Below are 17136 nucleotides of genomic sequence, written 5' to 3'. Positions count from 1 at the left end.
CCGCCCCGTTTCAGTGCATTTATTCAGTCGAGCGGTCGGAAATAAACTTCATCGCTCAAAACAAAGTCGGCTCGTCGAATCCTGACACTCCTTCGATACCGAGAATTCTCTGCTTGGTATTCGCTCCGCCCGGTGCCGAGAACCCGCCGACTTCGGTACCCGCGCCCAGTACACGGTGGCAGGGAACGATGATCGGCACGGGATTGCGGCCGAGTGCCCCGCCCACTGCTTGCGCCGCGCCGGGATGGCCGAGTCGGCGTGCGATCTCGCCGTACGTCAGCGTCGAACCCCGGGGAATCTCACTGCACAGCGTGTACACGGAGGCGTCGAACACCGATACGTCGAGAACCAGCGGAATGGACCTCATGTCAACGGTCCGCCCCTCCAGTAGGGCCACGATCCGGTCGATCGCATCGGCGGCGAGTGCGTCGACCGATCCTTCCGTCGCAGCGAAGCCGGCGAGGTAATCGATCATCGCCTCGTCCGACGGCTCCGGCAGCGCGACCGCGACCACACCATCGTCGGTCCACGCGATACCGCAGCGTCCGATGGCGGTGTCGAAGAGTGTGCGGCCCGGCATCGGTCCAGTATTAACCCGGAGCCTGCAAGCAGTCCAGTCGAACTCCGAATGGACTTGAAAGTTCGATACCAGTAGGCGAATACTGGGAATCATGGCCTCCAGAGTCCTCAATGCAACGTCACTGGCCCGCGATCTCGGCAGCTGGCGCGGCGACGCGTCCTCGGATGGATCCGGCAAGCGCAAAGCCTCGCGCCCCACGTATCGAGCGTTGGCGGACGGTGTTCGCCTGCTCATTCACGACGGGCGAATCCCGCTCGGAGTCGGCCTGCCCAGTGAACGTGATCTGTCAGCCGCCCTGGACCTGAGCCGCACGACGATCACCTCCTCGTACTCGGTGCTGCGTGACGAGGGCTATCTGATCAGTAAGCAGGGCTCCCGCAGTACGGTCGCGTTGCCTGCCGCCCCCACGCCCAACGGGTTGCTCATTCAATCGACGTCGCCGACGGGTCCGGTGGTGGACATGTCCCACGCGGCGATGTCGGCCGCGGACGGCACCATGACGGCCGCGTACGAGTCTGCGCTGCAAGCACTTCCGATGTATCTGCCGACGCACGGCATGGAGCCCATCGGATTGGCGGTGCTCAGGGAGGCAATCGCGCAACGCTTCGTGGAACGTGGTCTGCCGACGACGGCCGATCAAATAATGGTGACGTCCGGTGCGCAGCAAGCAGTCCGGCTGCTGCTGGGTACATTGACCTCTCCCGGCGATCGCGTGCTCATCGATCACCCCACGTATCCCAACGCACTCGAAGCCATCAGGCGCGTGGGTGCCCGTCCCGTGCCGGTGCCGGTACGTCCGGCCGACGGTGATTGGGATCTCGACGGAATACGCAGTGCCGCACGGCAAACGGCTGCCAAGGTCGCGTACCTCATTCCGGATTTTCACAACCCCACCGGGCAGGTGCTCAGCGCCGAAGGCCGGGCCGAACTCGCGCGCATCACTCGCGGCACCCGGATGACGCTCATCGTCGACGAGACCATGGTGGACTTGTGGCTCGACGCACCTCCGCCGCCCCCCGTCGCATCGTTCGGGCGGGTCTCGGGCTCCGACATCGTCACGATCGGATCGGCGTCCAAGTCGTTCTGGGGCGGCCTACGGATCGGGTGGATCAGGGCACACCCGTCGTTGGTCTCGCAGCTTGCGGGGTCGCGGGCAGCTCACGACCTGGGTACGTCGATCATGGATCAGCTGGCGTCGTCGTTCTTGCTTCAGGACGCCGAACCCGCGCTCGATCTGCGTCGATCGCAACTGCGTGAGCGCCGAGACGTTCTCGAAGATGCTCTGGCCGAACATGTTCCGGATTGGCGGTACCGCCGTTCGGAAGGTGGCATGTCGTTGTGGCTTCAGCTGCCCGCGCCGGTATCGAGTGCGCTGGCAGCCACGGCTCCAGCCTTCGGCGCTGTGCTGGCGGCGGGTCCACGGTTCGGCGTCGAGGGTGCGTTCGAGCGCTACATCAGGCTGCCGTACACCCGTGAGCCGCAACAACTTCGGGCCGCTGTTGCGGCAACGGCTGCGGCGTATCGAGCCCTCGCCCCGGGTGCCGAAGCAGAGCAGCCGGCCCTGGTCTTCTGACCGCGAACTCGAAGTTATGGACGGAAATCAGCCGAGATGCGTCCATAACTTCGAGTTCGGCGGCAGGAGTGGAGCCTGCGGAATGACCCAGTTGTGCGGCAGTTAAACCCAGACCGACCCGATGTCGGTAGCGGCGGCCGGCGGTGGCGTCGGGACCCCGTTCTCGGTGCGGGAGAAGCGCGGTGCCGGACGGTGTTGCGTGACGCCGCCGATGTCGATGAGCGAGTCGCGATCCTTCATGTGTGAGTGGTTCGGAGCCTCGGCGAAGGTGAGGACCGGCGATACGCAGGCGTCGGTGCCGTCGAAGATCGCGGCCCACTCGTCGCGGGTCTTGGACAGGAAAGTCTCGGTGAACTTCTCGCGCAGTTCGGGCCACCTGGACTTGTCCATTTGCGACGGGATGTCTGCATCGGAGAGGCCGAGGCCGGTGAGGAGCTGGGCATAGAACTGCGGCTCGAGCGAGCCGACTGCCATGTAGCGGCCGTCGGAGGTCTCGTACGTGTCGTAGAACGGTGCGCCGGTATCGAGGAGGTTGGTGCCGCGGTCGTCGCTCCATGCGCCGACGCCACGCCACGCCCAGATCATGTGCGACAGTGCAGCGGTGCCGTCGACCATGGCCGCGTCGACCACCTGTCCCTGCCCGGAGCTCTGGCGCTCGTAGAGCGCCGCCATGATGCCGAAGACGAGGAACATCGAGCCGCCGCCGAAATCACCGACCATGTTCAGTGGCGGCACCGGCCGCTCGCCCTCGCGGCCGATTGCGTTCAGCACCCCGGTGACGGAGATGTAGTTGATGTCGTGGCCTGCGGTCTGCGCCCAGGGGCCTTCCTGGCCCCAACCGGTCATGCGGCCGTAGACCAGGCGCGGGTTGCGGGCGAGGGCGTCGTCGGGGCCGAGTCCGAGTCGTTCGGTCACGCCGGGGCGGAATCCCTCGATCAGCACGTCGGCGCGCTCGATGAGGCCGTGAACCTTCTCGATGTCGGCGGGATCCTTGAGGTTCGCCTCGACGATCGTGCGGCTGCGCAGCTGGTGATCGTGGGGAGAGATCTGCCCGGCGCGCTGGACGCGGACGACGTCTGCGCCGAGGTCGGCCAGCAGTAGCGCCGCGTGCGGGCCGGGGCCGATGCCTGCGAGTTCGACTACTCGGAGCCCTGTCAGCGGTCCACCAGTGTTCGACACGGTTATTTGCCTCGTTCCGACTAGTCAGCTGCGAATGTGAATGGAGACTAACTTGTACTAGGTCGTCCAACCAATTGGGGTGTGGATAATGAGGGCTGTGACTGCCCCAGATCCCGCCCGTATCGGTACTCCGCTGACCCCCGGGGCCACCCGGGTGATGTTGCTCGGCGCAGGTGAGCTGGGCAAAGAGGTGATCATCGCGTTCCAACGTCTCGGCGTCGAGGTGATCGCCGTGGATCGCTACGACAATGCCCCAGGCCACCAAGTGGCGCATCACGCGTTCACCATCGATATGAGCGACGCGGAAGAACTTCTGGCGCTGATCGATTCGCAGCAGCCGGATTTCGTGGTCCCGGAGATCGAGGCCATTGCCACCGATGCCCTCGCCGAGGTGGAACAACGTGGTCGGACGGTGGTGATTCCGACGGCTCGCGCGACGCAGTTGACGATGAACCGCGAGGGTATCCGACGCTTGGCAGCGGAGGAGCTGGGGCTGCCCACCTCGCCGTACGCGTTCGCCGATTCGCTGGACGATGTTCGACAAGCCCTGTCCACCATCGGTTTTCCGGCGGTCATCAAGCCGGTCATGTCGTCGTCGGGCAAGGGGCAGTCCGTCGTGCGCACCGAAGAAGACGTCGAGGCGGCGTGGGACTATGCCTTGAAGGGCGGTCGCGTCGACCTCGGCCGCGTCATCGTCGAGGGATTCGTCGACTTCGATTACGAAATAACACTTCTCACCGTGCGGGCCAGCGACGGCACCTACTTCTGCGAGCCGATCGGCCACCTGCAGGAATCGGGTGACTACATCGAATCCTGGCAGCCACAACCGATGTCCGACGCGGCCCTCGCCGGTGCGCGCGACGTTGCCGAAAGAATCACGACGGCGCTCGGTGGTCGTGGGCTGTTCGGGGTCGAGCTGTTCGTGCAGGGCGATGCCGTGTACTTCTCCGAGGTCAGCCCCCGGCCGCACGACACCGGCCTGGTAACGCTTCGCACGCAACGATTCTCGGAGTTCGAGCTGCATTCCCGTGCCGTGCTCGGTCTGCCGATCGACACGACCCTGCTCTCGCCGGGAGCGTCGGCAGTCATCTACGGCGGTGTCGATGCAGACGGAATTTCGTTCGAAGGCGTCGCCGATGCGTTGGCAGTTCCCGAAACCGACCTGCGTCTGTTCGGAAAGCCGACGAGTTTCGTTCGGCGGCGGATGGGTGTTGCGGTATCGACCGCGTCGGACATCGACACTGCGCGGAGCAGGGCCCGCGCGGCAGCAGGCAAGGTTCGTCCCGTCGTCTGACCCGATGCAGGGCACACTGAGCTCATGAGCGCTATCGGAGAAGTCCTGGTCGGCCTGGTGATTCTGGTCGGCCTGATCGGCATCGTCGTACCGATTCTGCCCGGCACCATCTTGATCTTTGCAGCAGTTGCGGTGTGGGCGTGGGTCACCGGCGGAGCAGCCGCGTGGACCGTGTTCGCGATCGCGACGATATTGCTGGTGCTCAGCGGCGTCGTGAAATACACGTGGCCGGGCCGACGGATGCGGGAGGCCGGCGTGCCGATGCGGTCACTGATGATCGGCGGCCTGCTCGGCATCGTCGGATTTTTCGTCATCCCCGTCGTCGGGCTGTTCATCGGTTTCATCGCGGGCGTCTATGTGGCCGAAGTCCCCAGGCACGGCAACCATTCCGAGGCCTGGAAGTCGACCGTGCACGCCACCAAGGCCGCGGGTTTGTCGATTCTGGTGGAACTGTTCGGTGCCCTCCTCGCCTCAGCGGTGTGGCTCGGCGGGGCAGTACTCCTCTAGATCAAGAGACGCGATACCAGGCCCGGGCATTACCGTCGAGCACAGCGGGGAGGTCGCCGCCGACGGCATGGGTGATGATGTCGATGTCGTTCTCTGAGAACGGGCGTGGGGCACGGGTGCCCGGCAGATCGGTGCCGAACATCAACGCTGCTGGGTTGACCCGATGGATTTGCTGCAGCGTGTCGGCGATGTCGAGATCCACTCGGCCGAATCCCGTTGCCTTGACGCGTACACCGCGGTCGACGAGGTTCAGCAGGTACGGCAGACCCTGAGTCGACAGGCCCAGGTGATCGATACTCACCGCAGGCAATTTGGTGAGTATCGGTTCCAGCGAGAGCAGCAGGGAGGCATCGACATAGAGCTCGGCGTGCCATCCGACCAGTTCGTGCACGCGACGTGCCTGGGTGGTGAGCATCTCCACGTCCGTCTCGCCGCGTTTGAGGTTGAACCGCATTCCGCGCACGCCCGCGTCGTCGAGCGCGACGATGTCCTCGTCGGAGCACTCGGGATCGACCTGAGTCACGCCCACCCAGCCGCGCCCCAGCGTCTCCAACGCAGCCATAAGATAGGTCTGATCGGTGCCCTGAAAAGATCCCGAGACCACCGCGCCGCCGGTGATGCCGAGCCCGTCGACGTCGTACAGATAATTCGAGACGGTGTAGGGATCGGGCAGAAATCCATGGTTCTCGATCAACGGAAAACGGGGGTCGATGATGTGTAGGTGGGCGTCGAACACGGGTCCCAGCATGCCAGCTCGCGGATTCGCCGTCGCGGCCCCCTGTCGCGGTGTTTGAATGCAAAATATGAAACCGGAGACCACTGTCGTTCTCGACGGCTACACCTATTTCGAATGTCCACGCTGGCACGAGGGGAGAATCTGGGTATCGGACTTCTACTCCCACCGCGTCGTATCCGCCCTCGAAGACGGCTCGGATGTGCGAGTCGAAGCCGAGGTTCCCAATCAACCGTCGGGCCTGGGATGGCTGCCGGACGGCCGACTGCTGATCGTGTCGATGCGCGACTACAAGCTGCTGCTGCGCGAGCACGACGGTTCGCTGACCGTGCACGCCGACCTGTCGACGTACGTGCGGGCGAATCTCAACGACATGCTCGTCGACGCGCAGGGCCGCGCCTACATCGGGAACTTCGGGTTCGATCTGATGAACTTCGCTCCCGTCGAAACGGCCGATCTGATTCGCGTCGACCCCGATGGTTCCGCGCACGTCGTCGCCTCGGACCTGTACTTCCCCAACGGAATGGCGTTCACCGATTCTGGTGAACTGCTCGTCGACGAGACGGTCGGCAATCGGGTCAGTGCCTTCGACATCGCCGAGGACGGATCGCTGGGGGAGCGACGGGACTGGGCGAAGTTCGGCGAACTGCCGACGTCGACGGACATGGCGACGGCCATCGGTGAGGTGAAGGTGGCCGCCGACGGCTGCTGCATCGACACCGACGGCACGATGTGGATCGCCGACGCACTGGGTCAGCGGGTGTTGCACGTCGCGCAGGGCGGAGAGGTTCTCGATCAGCTCGACTTCGACCTCGGGGTATTCGCCTGCGGACTCGGCGGATCCGACGGACGTACGCTGTTCGTCTGCGCTGCACCGGATTTCAACGAGCATCAACGCAAGATCGAAACCGAGGGAAAGCTGTTGGCGGTTCGGGTGTAGGTGCCGAAGGCAGTGGTGTGACTATGTGCCCCAGAGGGCACTCAACCACACCACTGCCGCAGGCACTCAGGCCTTGTCGGGCTCGGATGCCTTCAGCATGTCCTCGCGCTCGACGACCTTGACGCGTTCGCGGCCTTCTTCTTCACCGAGGGAACGCTCGTGGGCGTCGAGGCGGTACCAGCCGTCCCAGGTGGTGAAGGGAACCTGCTTGCCTTCGAGGAAGGAGGTGACGGCGTCGAGGTCCGGCTCGGCGGCACCGGTGAAGTTCGGGGCATCCTCGAGCAGGTTCGCGACGGTTTCGTTGGCGTCGCCCTTGGTGTGACCGATGAGACCGACGGGTCCGCGCTTGATCCAGCCGGTGACGTAGGTGGCGGGAACGGGCGTGGTGGAGTGGGGTGACTCGACGACGCGTCCGGCTTCGTTGGGGATGGTGCCGGCCTGCTCGTCGAAGGGGAGGGCGCTGATGTTCTGGCTGAGGTAGCCGACGGCGCGGTAGACGGCCTGGACGTCCCAGTCGTTGTACTTGCCGGTGCCGCGGACGTTGCCGGTGCCGTCGAGTTCGGTGCGCTCGGTGCGGAGTCCGACGACCTTGCCGTCCTCGCCGAGGACCTCGTGGGGGGACTCGAAGAAGTGCAGGAACAGTTTGTGCGGGCGAGCGCCCACGTCGCGGATGGCCCAGTCCTGCAGGGTGTTGGCGACCATGTCGACCTGCTTGGAGTTGCGGCGGGCCTGCTCGGAGCCTTCGTCGTAGTCGATGTCCTCGGGCGCGACGATGACCTCGATGTTCGGTGAGTGGTCGAGCTCGCGCAGCTCCAGCGGGGTGAACTTGGCCTGCGCCGGTCCGCGGCGGCCGAAGACGTGGACCTCGAGTGCCTTGTTGGCCTTGAGTCCTTCGTAGACGTTGGCGGGGATTTCGGTGGGAAGCAGTTCGTCGCCGGTCTTGGCCAGCACGCGTGCGACGTCGAGGGCTACGTTGCCGACACCGAGGACGGCGACCTTCTCGGCCTCGAGGGGCCAGGTGCGGGGGACGTCGGGGTGGCCGTCGTACCAGGAGACGAAGTCGGCGGCGCCGTAGCTGCCGTCGAGGTCGATGCCGGGGATGTTGAGGGCGCGGTCGGCGTTGGCTCCGGTGGAGAAGATGACGGCGTCGTAGAAGCGGCGCAGGTCGTCGAGGTTGATGTCGGTGCCGTAGTCGATGTTGCCGAGCAGGCGAACCTGGGGTTTGTCGAGCACCTTGTGCAGGGCGGTGATGATGCCCTTGATGCGCGGGTGGTCAGGGGCGACGCCGTAGCGGATGAGCCCGAACGGTGCCGGCATCCGCTCGAAGAGGTCGATGCTCACGCCCGGTCCGCTGACATTGTGGTCGGACTTCATGAGCGCGTCGGCGGCATAGATGCCGGCCGGTCCGGCACCGACGATGGCGACGCGGAGTGGACGAGTCTGATCAGTCATGTGCAGCGAGCTACCTTCTTCGAGGGAAGTGCGGACACCCCAGCATAAATTAAGGACAACCTGAGCTGGGGCAGTGGGCAACTTGCCGTATTCCCCGGGTTCCGGTAGGAATTGACCGGTGGAGACGACATACCTGGTCCGGCGGTTCACCGTCGACTTCTGTCGTACCTGCACCAACATGTGTTGTCGGTGACCTGACCCGACGCCCTTCCCCTCCCTGAACAGGACGGGACCCTCTTTCGACGGCAGCGCTGCCTGAATCAGCCCCTTCGCCGTGTACAGATTCGAGGACACATGACCACCCTGGAACAACCCGTCATTCTCACGCTCGACAAGCTCGGCCCGTCGTTCGGAGCCGAGGTCATCGGCCTCGACGTCGCGACGGCATCCGATGCGCACATCCACGCCGTACGTCGAGCGCTCGTCGAACACAAGGTGCTGGTGCTGCGCGGACAAACTCTCGACGACGCGGCACACGTCGAGTTCGGCCGTCGTCTCGGCGACCTCACGGCCGGCCACCCGGTGCACGACAGTGGGCACGTCGCCCCCGAGGTCTACGCCCTGGACAGCCAGGACAACGGTTTCGCCGACGTCTGGCACACCGACGTCACATTCATGGAACGACCACCGATGGGCTCGATCCTGCGGCCCGTCGTCCTGCCACCGCACGGCGGCGACACCAACTGGGCCGACAGCCAGCTCGCCTACGAATCACTGTCCGCGCCCGTTCGGCGAATGATCGATGGACTGACCGCGATTCACGACGGCAACCGCGAATTCGGCTACTACCTCGCGCAGAAGCGTGGCGGCAAGGGCAACCTGTGGGACGGCAAGGAAGTGACTGCGCTGGTCCCCGTCGAACATCCCGTCGTGCGGGTCCATCCGGAAACCGGCCGCAAGGGGCTGTTCGTCAATCCGGGTTTCACCTCCCACATCGTGGGCGTCTCGGAGGCGGAGAGCCGCGGAATTCTGGACCTGCTGTACGCGCACCTGACCAAGCCCGAACACATCGTGCGACACCGCTGGCGTCTCGGCGACCTCGTGCTGTGGGACAACCGCAGCACCTCGCACTACGCCAACCGCGACTACGGCACCGAGCACCGCAAGATGCACCGCATCACGTTGCGCGGCGACATCCCCGTCGGACCCCGGTAGTTTCGGGCCCGTCGGATCGAGGAAGATTGCCTACATGGCGTCGTGGAGTGAACGTAGGCAGCAGTGGGTCGACAGTCGTGAGGAAGCGCGCAACAACGCATCCCAGGCGGCTGCCGACTCCGGTGAGCAGCGCCCGCCCACCCCGTGGCCGTTCATCATCGCCGCGGGCATCGTCGTCGTACTGCTCGTCGGTATCTTCGCGGCGTCCAGGTTCGCCCCCGCGGAGGACAACGTGACACAGGCCCAGTTGCTCACCGACGCAGCGGACGGTTTCCTCGAAGCGCAGAACACCGGTGACGCGAACCTGCTGCGCGCGAATACGTGCGGTGACCAGGTTCAGCGCCTGATCCCGGGGGACGACTCGGAATACCGCACCGACCGTGAAGAGGACGTGGAACGCAACGGCGAGACGTCCATCGACGGTGTGCCCACCGGATACGAAGTGAACGGCGATCGCGGCATGGTCACGCTCCCGCTGAGGGAAGAGAAGTCCGGCGTGCGGACCGACGATGTCTGGAATTTCGTGCGCGTGGACGACACGTGGCTGGTGTGCAATGTGTGATGTCGTGTGTGAACTCGTAACGGCAAGTGACGGAAGGCTGATGCAGTGACCTACGCAGGTGACATAACCCCCGAAGCTGCCTGGGAGTTGTTGCAGAGCAACCCCGAGGCGGTGCTCGTGGATGTTCGTACTCGCGCCGAGTGGCAGTACGTCGGTGTCCCGGACACCTCCGGTATCGATCGCCCGACGCACCTGATCGAGTGGGTCAGCTACCCCGACGGTGCCCGCAACACCGACTTCGTCGACGACCTGAAAGCCGCAGGCGTGGACGGAGATCGGCCGGTGGTGTTCCTGTGCCGCTCCGGTCAGCGTTCGATCGGTGCCGCGGAAGCCGCGACGGCTGCCGGAATCGGACCGTCCTACAACGTGCTCGACGGCTTCGAAGGTGCCACCGACGCCGATGGCCACCGCGGAGCCGTGGGGTGGCGTGCGGTCGGATTGCCGTGGAGGCAGTCGTGACGAGCATTCCCAAAGGCGGCGGTTTCGAGAAGCCCTTACCTGAAGGCGTTGGTCAGGGAACTCTCGGTGTGCGCGGCGGTCTGATGCGATCCGGCTTCGACGAGAATGCCGAAACGCTTTATCTCTCTTCGGGTTTCGTGTACGAGAGCGCCGGCGCGGCCGAGCAGGCCTTCACCGGCGAGATCGATCATTTCGTGTACTCGCGTTACGGCAACCCGACAGTGAAGATGTTCGAGGAGCGTCTCCGGCTGATCGAGGGTGCCGAGGCATGCTTCGGTACGTCGAGCGGGATGTCTGCGGTATTCACCGCGCTCGGTGCCTTGCTGAAGTCCGGTGACCGATTAGTCGCTGCCCGTAGCCTGTTCGGCTCCTGCTTCGTCGTCTGCAACGAAATTCTGCCGCGCTGGGGCGTCGAGACCGTGTTCGTCGACGGTGAGGACCTCGAGCAGTGGGAGCAGGCCCTGTCGGTGCCGACGACGGCGGTGTTCTTCGAGACGCCGTCCAATCCGATGCAGTCGCTCGTCGATGTCAGGCGCGTCTCCGAGCTGGCGCATGCTGCCGGTGCAACTGTGGTGTTGGACAACGTGTTCGCGACGCCGCTACTGCAGCGCAGCCTCGAACTCGGTGCCGACGTGGTCGTGTACTCGGGCACCAAACACATCGACGGTCAGGGCCGGGTGCTCGGCGGTGCGATTCTCGGATCGAAGGAGTACATCGACGGTCCGGTGCAGACTCTGATGCGGCACACCGGCCCGGCGCTGAGTCCGTTCAACGCCTGGACGCTGCTCAAAGGACTCGAGACGATGCCGGTGCGGGTGCGGCATTCGGTGAACTCCGCGCTGCAGATCGCCGAGTTCCTCGAAGCTCACCCTGCAGTGCGCTGGGTGAAATACCCCTTCCTGCAATCACATCCGCAGTACGAGCTGGCGAAGTCGCAGATGTCCGGCGGGGGCACGGTGGTCACGTTCGAGCTCGAAGCCCCCGAGGGCGAGGGCAAGAAGCGTGCCTTCGAGGTGCTCGACGCACTGCGGATCGTCGACATCTCCAACAACCTTGGCGATTCGAAGTCGCTCATCACCCACCCGGCCACCACCACACACCGTGCGATGGGGCCGGAAGGTCGTGCAGCGGTGGGCATCACCGACGGCGTCGTGCGCATTTCGATCGGCCTCGAGGACACCGAGGATCTGATCGGGGACCTGGACCAGGCCCTGAAGTAGGTGGATCAGTTCTCGAAGACGCTGAGCACCGTTCTGAACTTCGCTGTGGTTTCGTCCAATTCGGCGTCGGGGTCGGAATTCGCGACGATGCCGCCGCCGGCTGTGGCCGTCCCGGACAACCGATCCTCCGAGAGTTCGATGCAACGGATGGTGACCATCCACTCGCCGTCGCCGCTACCGTCCGTCCACCCGACGGCTCCGGCATAGAAGCCGCGTGAGCCTTCGACGTCCGTGATCGCAGCCATCGCTGCGGCTCGAGGCACACCGGCGACTGCGGCGGTGGGGTGCAGCGCCAACGCGAGGTCGAGCGCCGAGGTCTCGGGATCGGCCAAGGTGCCGACGATGGGCGTCGAGAGGTGCCACAGCTGGGGAGTATTGCTGAGTTGAGGTGACTCGGGTACGTCGAGCGTGTCGCAGAACGGTGCCAACGCGGCTCGGATCTCGTCGACCACGAATCGGTGTTCGGCCTGATCCTTGGCGCTCGCTGCCAAGGCCGCAGAAATGCGCGCTTCTTCGTCGGGATCGGTCGAGCGTGCAGCCGTCCCGGCGAACGGATGGCAGGTGACGATGTTGCCGCGCTTGCGTACGAGCAGTTCGGGGCTGGCACCCACGATCTTTCTACCCGTGTCACTCGTGGGCGACAGATCGGCCAGGAAGCCGTTGCCCATCGGATCGCGGGAGACCAGCGCGCTCAACACCGAGACAGGTTCGATGGGTGAATCCGCGGTCACTTCGATGGCCCGCGCGAGCACGATCTTCTCGGCGACACCGGCTTCCAGTTGCGCGACGACATCCCGCACCCGCTGCACATGAACATCCGGTTCGGGAATCTGCCGCGCGACGGTCACCTCTGGTAGCGACGGCAGGGAGTCTGTTGTCATCCAGGGCCCGTCGAGGCGGTAGAACTCCTCGGGCTCGATCAGCGCGGTGGCGTCGGACATGTCGAACGGGAGCGCGCCGACGACGTTACGGCCGTCCCGCACCGCGGCGATCGCGTCGGCGACATCGGGAAAAGTGTGCCGAACGCCCAGCCCGACGACGTGGTGATCCTGGCGAGAGAGAACGAATTCGAGTGTCATCAGAACGGGTTCTGCGTGCGGCCCACCAGGTCGGCGACGGAATCGAGCACCTTGGTCGGGCGGTACGGGTACTGCTCGACTGACTGCACGGTCGAGATCCCGGTCAGCACCAGAATGGTCTGCAGCCCGGCTTCGAGGCCGGAGAGCACGTCGGTATCCATGCGGTCGCCGATCATCAGCGTGTTCTCCGAGTGCCCGCCGATCGCACGCAACGCCGAGCGCATCATCAGCGCGTTGGGCTTGCCCACGTAGTACGGCTCCTTGCCGGTGGCCTTGGTGATCAGCGCCGCGACAGAACCGGTTGCAGGCAGCGATCCCTCGCGCGATGGTCCGGTGGCGTCGGGGTTGGTGGCGATGAAGCGCGAACCCCTCTCGACGAGACGAATGGCGGTGGTGATGGCCTCGAACGAGTACGTGCGCGTTTCGCCGAGCACCACGTAGTCGGGGCTCGAATCGGTGAGTGTGTAGCCGATGTCGTGCAGGGCGGTCGTCAGACCCGACTCGCCGACGACATAGGCGCTGCCGCCGGGCCGCTGGTTGCCCAGGAAGGTCGCAGTGGCCAGAGCCGAGGTCCAGATCGACTTCTCCGGAATGTCCAGGCCGGTGAACGCCAAGCGGGCCCTCAGGTCACGTGGGGTACGAATCGAATTGTTCGTCAGTACGATGAACGGGATCTCGTTGGCCTGCAGCTCGGCGAGGAACGTGTCGGCACCGGGAATCAGATGGTCCTCGTGGACGAGAACTCCGTCCATATCCATCAGGTACGTCCACTGCTGGGGCTTCTCGGTTTCGCTCACCCTTCCATTGTGAACTACCGGGCCGTGCTGCCGCGCCGCTCCTGTCAACTCGCCCGCAGTTGTTCCGCACGTCTGTACCGGCTGAAATCGGGCTGACCAGTGGAGCTCGGCTCGGCGCGCTGCGGTCGTGGCAAGGTGGCGGTATGACCCGGCCGCTCAGGTTTTCCGCATTCGTCATGAACACCACATCTCATATCGTGCACGGTGCGTGGCGCAGGCCGGAGGCGGAGCAGACCGGTTTCTCCTCGTTGGAGCACTGGGTGTCGTTGGCGAAAGAACTCGAGCGTGGCAAGTTCGATTTCATATTCTTTGCCGATGTCGTGGGTCTGTACGACGACTATCAGGGGTCGTGGGAGAAGTTCGTCGAATCGGGATTGCAGATCCCCAGCAACGATCCGACCGTAATCGCGTCTGCGATCGCTTATGAGACAGAGCATCTCGGGATCGCACTCACGTCGTCGATTCTGCAGGAGCATCCGTTCAACTTCGCACGGAAGATGTCCACGCTCGATCACGCGTCGGACGGCCGCATCGCATGGAACATCGTGACGAGTCTGTCGCCCAACGCCTGGCGCAACTTCGGCTTCGGAGACATGGCTCTCCACGAGGATCGATACGCCTGGGCTGACGAGTATGTCGATGTCGTGTACAAGCTGTGGGAAGGGTCGTGGGACGACGGAGCTCTGTTGCAGGACAAGGCATCCGGTCGACACGGCGACTTCTCGAAGGTGCACAAGATCGATCATGTCGGCGCGCGCTACCGCGTCGAGGGCCCGCATCTCGTGGCTCCGTCTCCGCAGCGGACGCCGTTGCTGTTCCAGGCCGGATCATCTCCGACGGGCCGACGCTTCGCGGCGCGCAACGCCGAGGCCCAGTTCATTGCTTCTCCTTCACCCGAGGCCGCTCGCTCGCTCATATCCGACACGCGTCGTCTGGTCGTCGAGGCCGGTAGATCCGCAGAGGACCTCGAGTTCTTCCAGGGCCTGTCTTTCGTCATCGGGAGCACCGAGGCCGAAGCGGCTACCAAGGCGGCCGAGCTGGACGAGTACGTCGACGAGTCCACGGTCATCGCGCACGCTGCAGGTGGAATCGGTATCGACCTCGGTTTCTACGATCTCGACACGCCGATCGGCGAGGTCGAGGCGCAAGGGTCCCTGAGTACGTTGCAGTGGCTCCGAGAAGCCATTCCAGATCGAGAGCCCACCGTTCGAGATCTGGCTCGAATGCGCAGCCGCAGTGGCCGTGTGGTGGGAACGCCGGACTCCATCGCAGATCGGCTCGAGCAGTGGCGCTCCGTCGGAGTCGACGGAATCAACGTCATCAATTCGACGATCCCGGGCAGCTACGTGGAGTTCATCGAGCATGTGACGCCTGTTCTGCAGCGCCGCGGCCTTGCGCAACGCGACTACGGCGAGGGCACCGTGCGACGCAAACTCACTGGACGCGACACCCTGCCCGCGTCCCATCCGGCGGCTCGATACCGGGGTGCTTTCAGCTGACGCCAGGCCGGTAGCCGAGGTCATCGTGACAGCACCCGAGGCGGTGACCCTGTACTCGGCCGCCGCATAGACCCCCGTTGTACGACCGGAGTTTGGGTTCAGTCAGCACTGTTGACGTTGTGCTCCAGGGCTGCAGCGACCCAGAACCCCAGTGCCGCTTCGCTCGTCAGCGCTTCGGCGTCGACGGTGATCCACCCTGCGCCCATCGAGCGATCTCGGCCCATGACGGCGTGGTGTGCCCCTGCGTGCTCGAGATATTCGGGTTCGCGAACCCCGTCCACGCGAACCAGCAGTGCACGGCTTCCGGTGCCGACGCACACCACCATCTTGTCTCGCACCAGGAACGCCAGACCGCCGAACATCTTCTGCTCGCGCAGACTTTCCTGGTCGGCGAGGATGTCGTGGATGCGGTCTGCAAGGGGTTCGTCGTACGCCATGTGCTTGCGCCCTTCCGATCGACGTCGCTCTCATCGAAGACCTGATCGGTACCGTTCGCAACCGTGGGTTCACACTGTCCGAAATCTCCTTTGCTTCGCGGTGGCCGTGTGCAGCAGGCAGGGCTGTGCCCTGGTGCTGTTGTGGGTCGTCAGGCCGGTTGTCGTGGTTCCTCGTCGCCGGTGTCGCCGGTGTCGTGGTGGTGGTCGGGTGGGTAGAGGACTTCTTCTGGGTGGTGTGCGTGGTTGATCAGCCCACGCCTGCGTGGGTCCATTGCGGTGGGTGGGTGCCAGAGGGTGCGGCCCGGATATCTGTGTGTTGCTGGGGTTTTGGTGGTTGCCCATTTTCCTGGGCCGGTGCCGACGAGTGCGTGGTGCATGTCGCAGCCGAAGGTGAGGGAGTCGATGTCGGTGGGTCCGCCGTCGTTCCAGTCGTCGAGGTGGTGGGTTTGGCACCAGGTGGCGGGTCGGGTGCAGGAGGGGAAGCTGCAGCCTCGGTCGCGGGCGATGAGCACGATGCGTTGGTCTGCTGAGGCGATGCGTTTGGATCGACCGAGGTACAGGGCTCTGCCGTTGTCGTCGAAAATCGTCAGGTAGTGGTGGGCATGAGATGCCATGCGGATGGCGTCGCGGATCGACACGCGGGATCCGGTGGCGGTCATCGCGTATCCGCAGCCCGATTCGAGATCCTTCAGACTCATGGTGACGATGGCGGTGACGGGCAGTCCGCGGTGGGTGCCGAGAGTCCCGGAGGCGAGGGTGTGCCGAAGCGCCAGCTTGAGGGCATCGTGATGGCGTTCGCGTTGACTGCGCGTATCCCGCGCAGCAGCAGCATCCCGCACCGCGGTGTCTGGTGCTGCGGGATCCGGTGCGTGGATGTCGTTGCCGGTGCCGTCGCTGCCGTCGCTGCCGTCGATATCGGTTGCGTCGGAGTCGTCGGAACGATCAGACCCTGTGCCGCAACCACAGTCGCCACAGTTGGCTCCATCGCAGCAGTTGTCGCCGCAGCCGCACTGACCGCAGTCGCAGTCGCAGTCGCAGTCGCACTCACCGTCGCCGCAGTCGCTGCCACAGTTGTTGCCACAGTTGTTGCTGTGCCACATTCCGGCATCACTGGACCCGGCATCGCGGTCAGTGGGCTCGGGGTTCGGCATCCCGCCGCTGCCGTTCCCGCGACTCTTGCTCCCGCCCTTGTCGTCACTGCCGCTGCTGGCCTTCTCGCCGGCCTGGTCGCTGCCGGTCGCGTCGTGCACCACCGATGTCGGGTCGGCCGGATTGTCCACTCCCGGCTTCGCGGCTTTGGAGAACAACGCTTCGAGGTAGGCCCGCAATTCGGGGTCGACGCAGAAATTTCCTTCCGACATCCCGTCGGCACCCTGCTCCCCGAGATAGAAGAACGCATCCCGACGCTTGCGTGGCTTCAGCTTGCCGTCCTCGTCTTCGTCCTCGTCGAAGTCGCCGTCGGGATTGAGGATCGAATCCAGGTTCGCCACCAACGGCGCGAAGTCGTCGGGCAGCCTGGTCGAGGCGAAGCCCACCAACTGCTGCTCGGCCAGATCTCGGGTCTGCGGGTCCACCCTCGCGGGAAGGTGTTTGAAGAATTCGCGGATCATCTGCACGTGCTTGGTATCGAGCAACCCCGCCCGCAGCGCCGCAGCGGTGTGCGGCAACAA

General features: G+C 64.7%; 17 protein-coding genes. 9 read left to right on the top strand and 8 right to left on the bottom strand.

The features are described 5' to 3' along the window. Window positions 1-55 precede the first annotated feature (55 nt). On the bottom strand, window positions 56-580 hold the full coding sequence (locus ACIGGF_RS22275; RefSeq protein WP_397523339.1) for a methylated-DNA--[protein]-cysteine S-methyltransferase: 525 nt from the start codon (window positions 578-580) through the stop codon (window positions 56-58). A gap of 91 nt (window positions 581-671) precedes the next feature. Here ACIGGF_RS22275 and ACIGGF_RS22270 point away from each other — a divergent pair, with 91 nt between their 5' ends. Beyond that, the gene (locus ACIGGF_RS22270) at window positions 672-2153 is read left to right on the top strand and encodes a PLP-dependent aminotransferase family protein (protein WP_397523338.1); all 1482 of its coding nucleotides are present in this window, start codon (window positions 672-674) and stop codon (window positions 2151-2153) included. A gap of 102 nt (window positions 2154-2255) precedes the next feature. Here ACIGGF_RS22270 and ACIGGF_RS22265 read toward each other — a convergent pair whose 3' ends face one another. Continuing rightward, a complete protein-coding gene (locus ACIGGF_RS22265) occupies window positions 2256-3332 on the bottom strand; it encodes a CaiB/BaiF CoA transferase family protein (protein ID WP_397523337.1) in 1077 nt (358 codons plus the stop codon). Between the two features lie 88 nt (window positions 3333-3420). Between ACIGGF_RS22265 and purT the strand changes: the two genes are divergently transcribed. Further along, window positions 3421-4626, top strand: a complete 1206-nt coding sequence (gene purT, locus ACIGGF_RS22260) for a formate-dependent phosphoribosylglycinamide formyltransferase (RefSeq protein WP_397523336.1) — start codon at window positions 3421-3423, stop codon at window positions 4624-4626. Between the two features lie 24 nt (window positions 4627-4650). Further along, entirely contained in the window at window positions 4651-5133 is a 483-nt protein-coding gene (locus ACIGGF_RS22255; protein WP_397523335.1) for a DUF456 domain-containing protein, read from the top strand. A 1-nt stretch (window position 5134) separates the two neighbouring features. Here the strand turns inward: ACIGGF_RS22255 and ACIGGF_RS22250 are convergent, their stop codons facing one another. Next, a complete protein-coding gene (locus tag ACIGGF_RS22250; RefSeq protein ID WP_397523334.1) occupies window positions 5135-5881 on the bottom strand; it encodes an amidohydrolase family protein in 747 nt (248 codons plus the stop codon). Between the two features lie 55 nt (window positions 5882-5936). Here ACIGGF_RS22250 and ACIGGF_RS22245 point away from each other — a divergent pair, with 55 nt between their 5' ends. Next, window positions 5937-6806, top strand: coding sequence for an SMP-30/gluconolactonase/LRE family protein (locus ACIGGF_RS22245; RefSeq protein WP_397523333.1), 870 nt, complete (start codon window positions 5937-5939; stop codon window positions 6804-6806). A gap of 66 nt (window positions 6807-6872) precedes the next feature. On the opposite strand, the gene ACIGGF_RS22240 is transcribed toward ACIGGF_RS22245, so the two are convergent. Beyond that, entirely contained in the window at window positions 6873-8258 is a 1386-nt protein-coding gene (locus ACIGGF_RS22240; protein ID WP_397523332.1) for an FAD-dependent oxidoreductase, read from the bottom strand. A 294-nt stretch (window positions 8259-8552) separates the two neighbouring features. Here ACIGGF_RS22240 and ACIGGF_RS22235 point away from each other — a divergent pair, with 294 nt between their 5' ends. From ACIGGF_RS22235 to ACIGGF_RS22220, 4 genes are read left to right on the top strand one after another with little or no spacing between them, the layout of a single operon-like run. Beyond that, complete coding sequence (locus ACIGGF_RS22235) at window positions 8553-9413, top strand: TauD/TfdA dioxygenase family protein (RefSeq protein WP_397523331.1); 861 nt, start codon at window positions 8553-8555, stop codon at window positions 9411-9413. A gap of 34 nt (window positions 9414-9447) precedes the next feature. After that, window positions 9448-9975: a hypothetical protein gene (locus ACIGGF_RS22230; protein WP_397523330.1), complete on the top strand. Its 528-nt coding sequence runs from the start codon at window positions 9448-9450 to the stop codon at window positions 9973-9975. 45 nt (window positions 9976-10020) lie between these two features. After that, window positions 10021-10434 carry a rhodanese-like domain-containing protein gene (locus ACIGGF_RS22225; RefSeq protein ID WP_397523329.1) on the top strand — a complete coding sequence of 138 codons (414 nt, stop codon included), beginning with the start codon at window positions 10021-10023 and terminating at the stop codon, window positions 10432-10434. Then, window positions 10431-11654 (top strand): O-succinylhomoserine sulfhydrylase, encoded by a 1224-nt coding sequence (locus ACIGGF_RS22220; protein ID WP_397523328.1) that lies wholly within the window; start codon window positions 10431-10433, stop codon window positions 11652-11654. The genes ACIGGF_RS22225 and ACIGGF_RS22220 overlap by 4 nt, the downstream gene beginning before the upstream one ends. Window positions 11655-11659: 5 nt before the next feature. Here the strand turns inward: ACIGGF_RS22220 and ACIGGF_RS22215 are convergent, their stop codons facing one another. Continuing rightward, window positions 11660-12733, bottom strand: coding sequence for an isochorismate synthase MenF (locus tag ACIGGF_RS22215; RefSeq protein WP_397523327.1), 1074 nt, complete (start codon window positions 12731-12733; stop codon window positions 11660-11662). Then, the gene (locus ACIGGF_RS22210) at window positions 12733-13491 is read right to left on the bottom strand and encodes an HAD-IIA family hydrolase (protein ID WP_094631006.1); all 759 of its coding nucleotides are present in this window, start codon (window positions 13489-13491) and stop codon (window positions 12733-12735) included. Before ACIGGF_RS22210 ends, ACIGGF_RS22215 begins: the two co-directional genes overlap by 1 nt. Before the next feature lie 182 nt (window positions 13492-13673). Here ACIGGF_RS22210 and ACIGGF_RS22205 point away from each other — a divergent pair, with 182 nt between their 5' ends. Further along, window positions 13674-15029, top strand: coding sequence for an NtaA/DmoA family FMN-dependent monooxygenase (locus tag ACIGGF_RS22205; RefSeq protein WP_397523326.1), 1356 nt, complete (start codon window positions 13674-13676; stop codon window positions 15027-15029). A gap of 98 nt (window positions 15030-15127) precedes the next feature. Here ACIGGF_RS22205 and ACIGGF_RS22200 read toward each other — a convergent pair whose 3' ends face one another. After that, window positions 15128-15466, bottom strand: coding sequence for a TfoX/Sxy family protein (locus ACIGGF_RS22200; protein ID WP_397523325.1), 339 nt, complete (start codon window positions 15464-15466; stop codon window positions 15128-15130). A 149-nt stretch (window positions 15467-15615) separates the two neighbouring features. Next, window positions 15616-17136, bottom strand: a 1521-nt coding sequence (locus ACIGGF_RS22195) for a DUF222 domain-containing protein (protein WP_397523324.1), incomplete at its 5' end; no start/stop codon positions are given.

Source organism: Rhodococcus sp. NPDC078407 (assembly GCF_044542515.1).
Taxonomy (GTDB): domain Bacteria; phylum Actinomycetota; class Actinomycetes; order Mycobacteriales; family Mycobacteriaceae; genus Rhodococcoides.
Note: the sequence above shows the minus strand (reverse complement) of the source record. Positions and strands in the feature narration are given on the sequence as shown.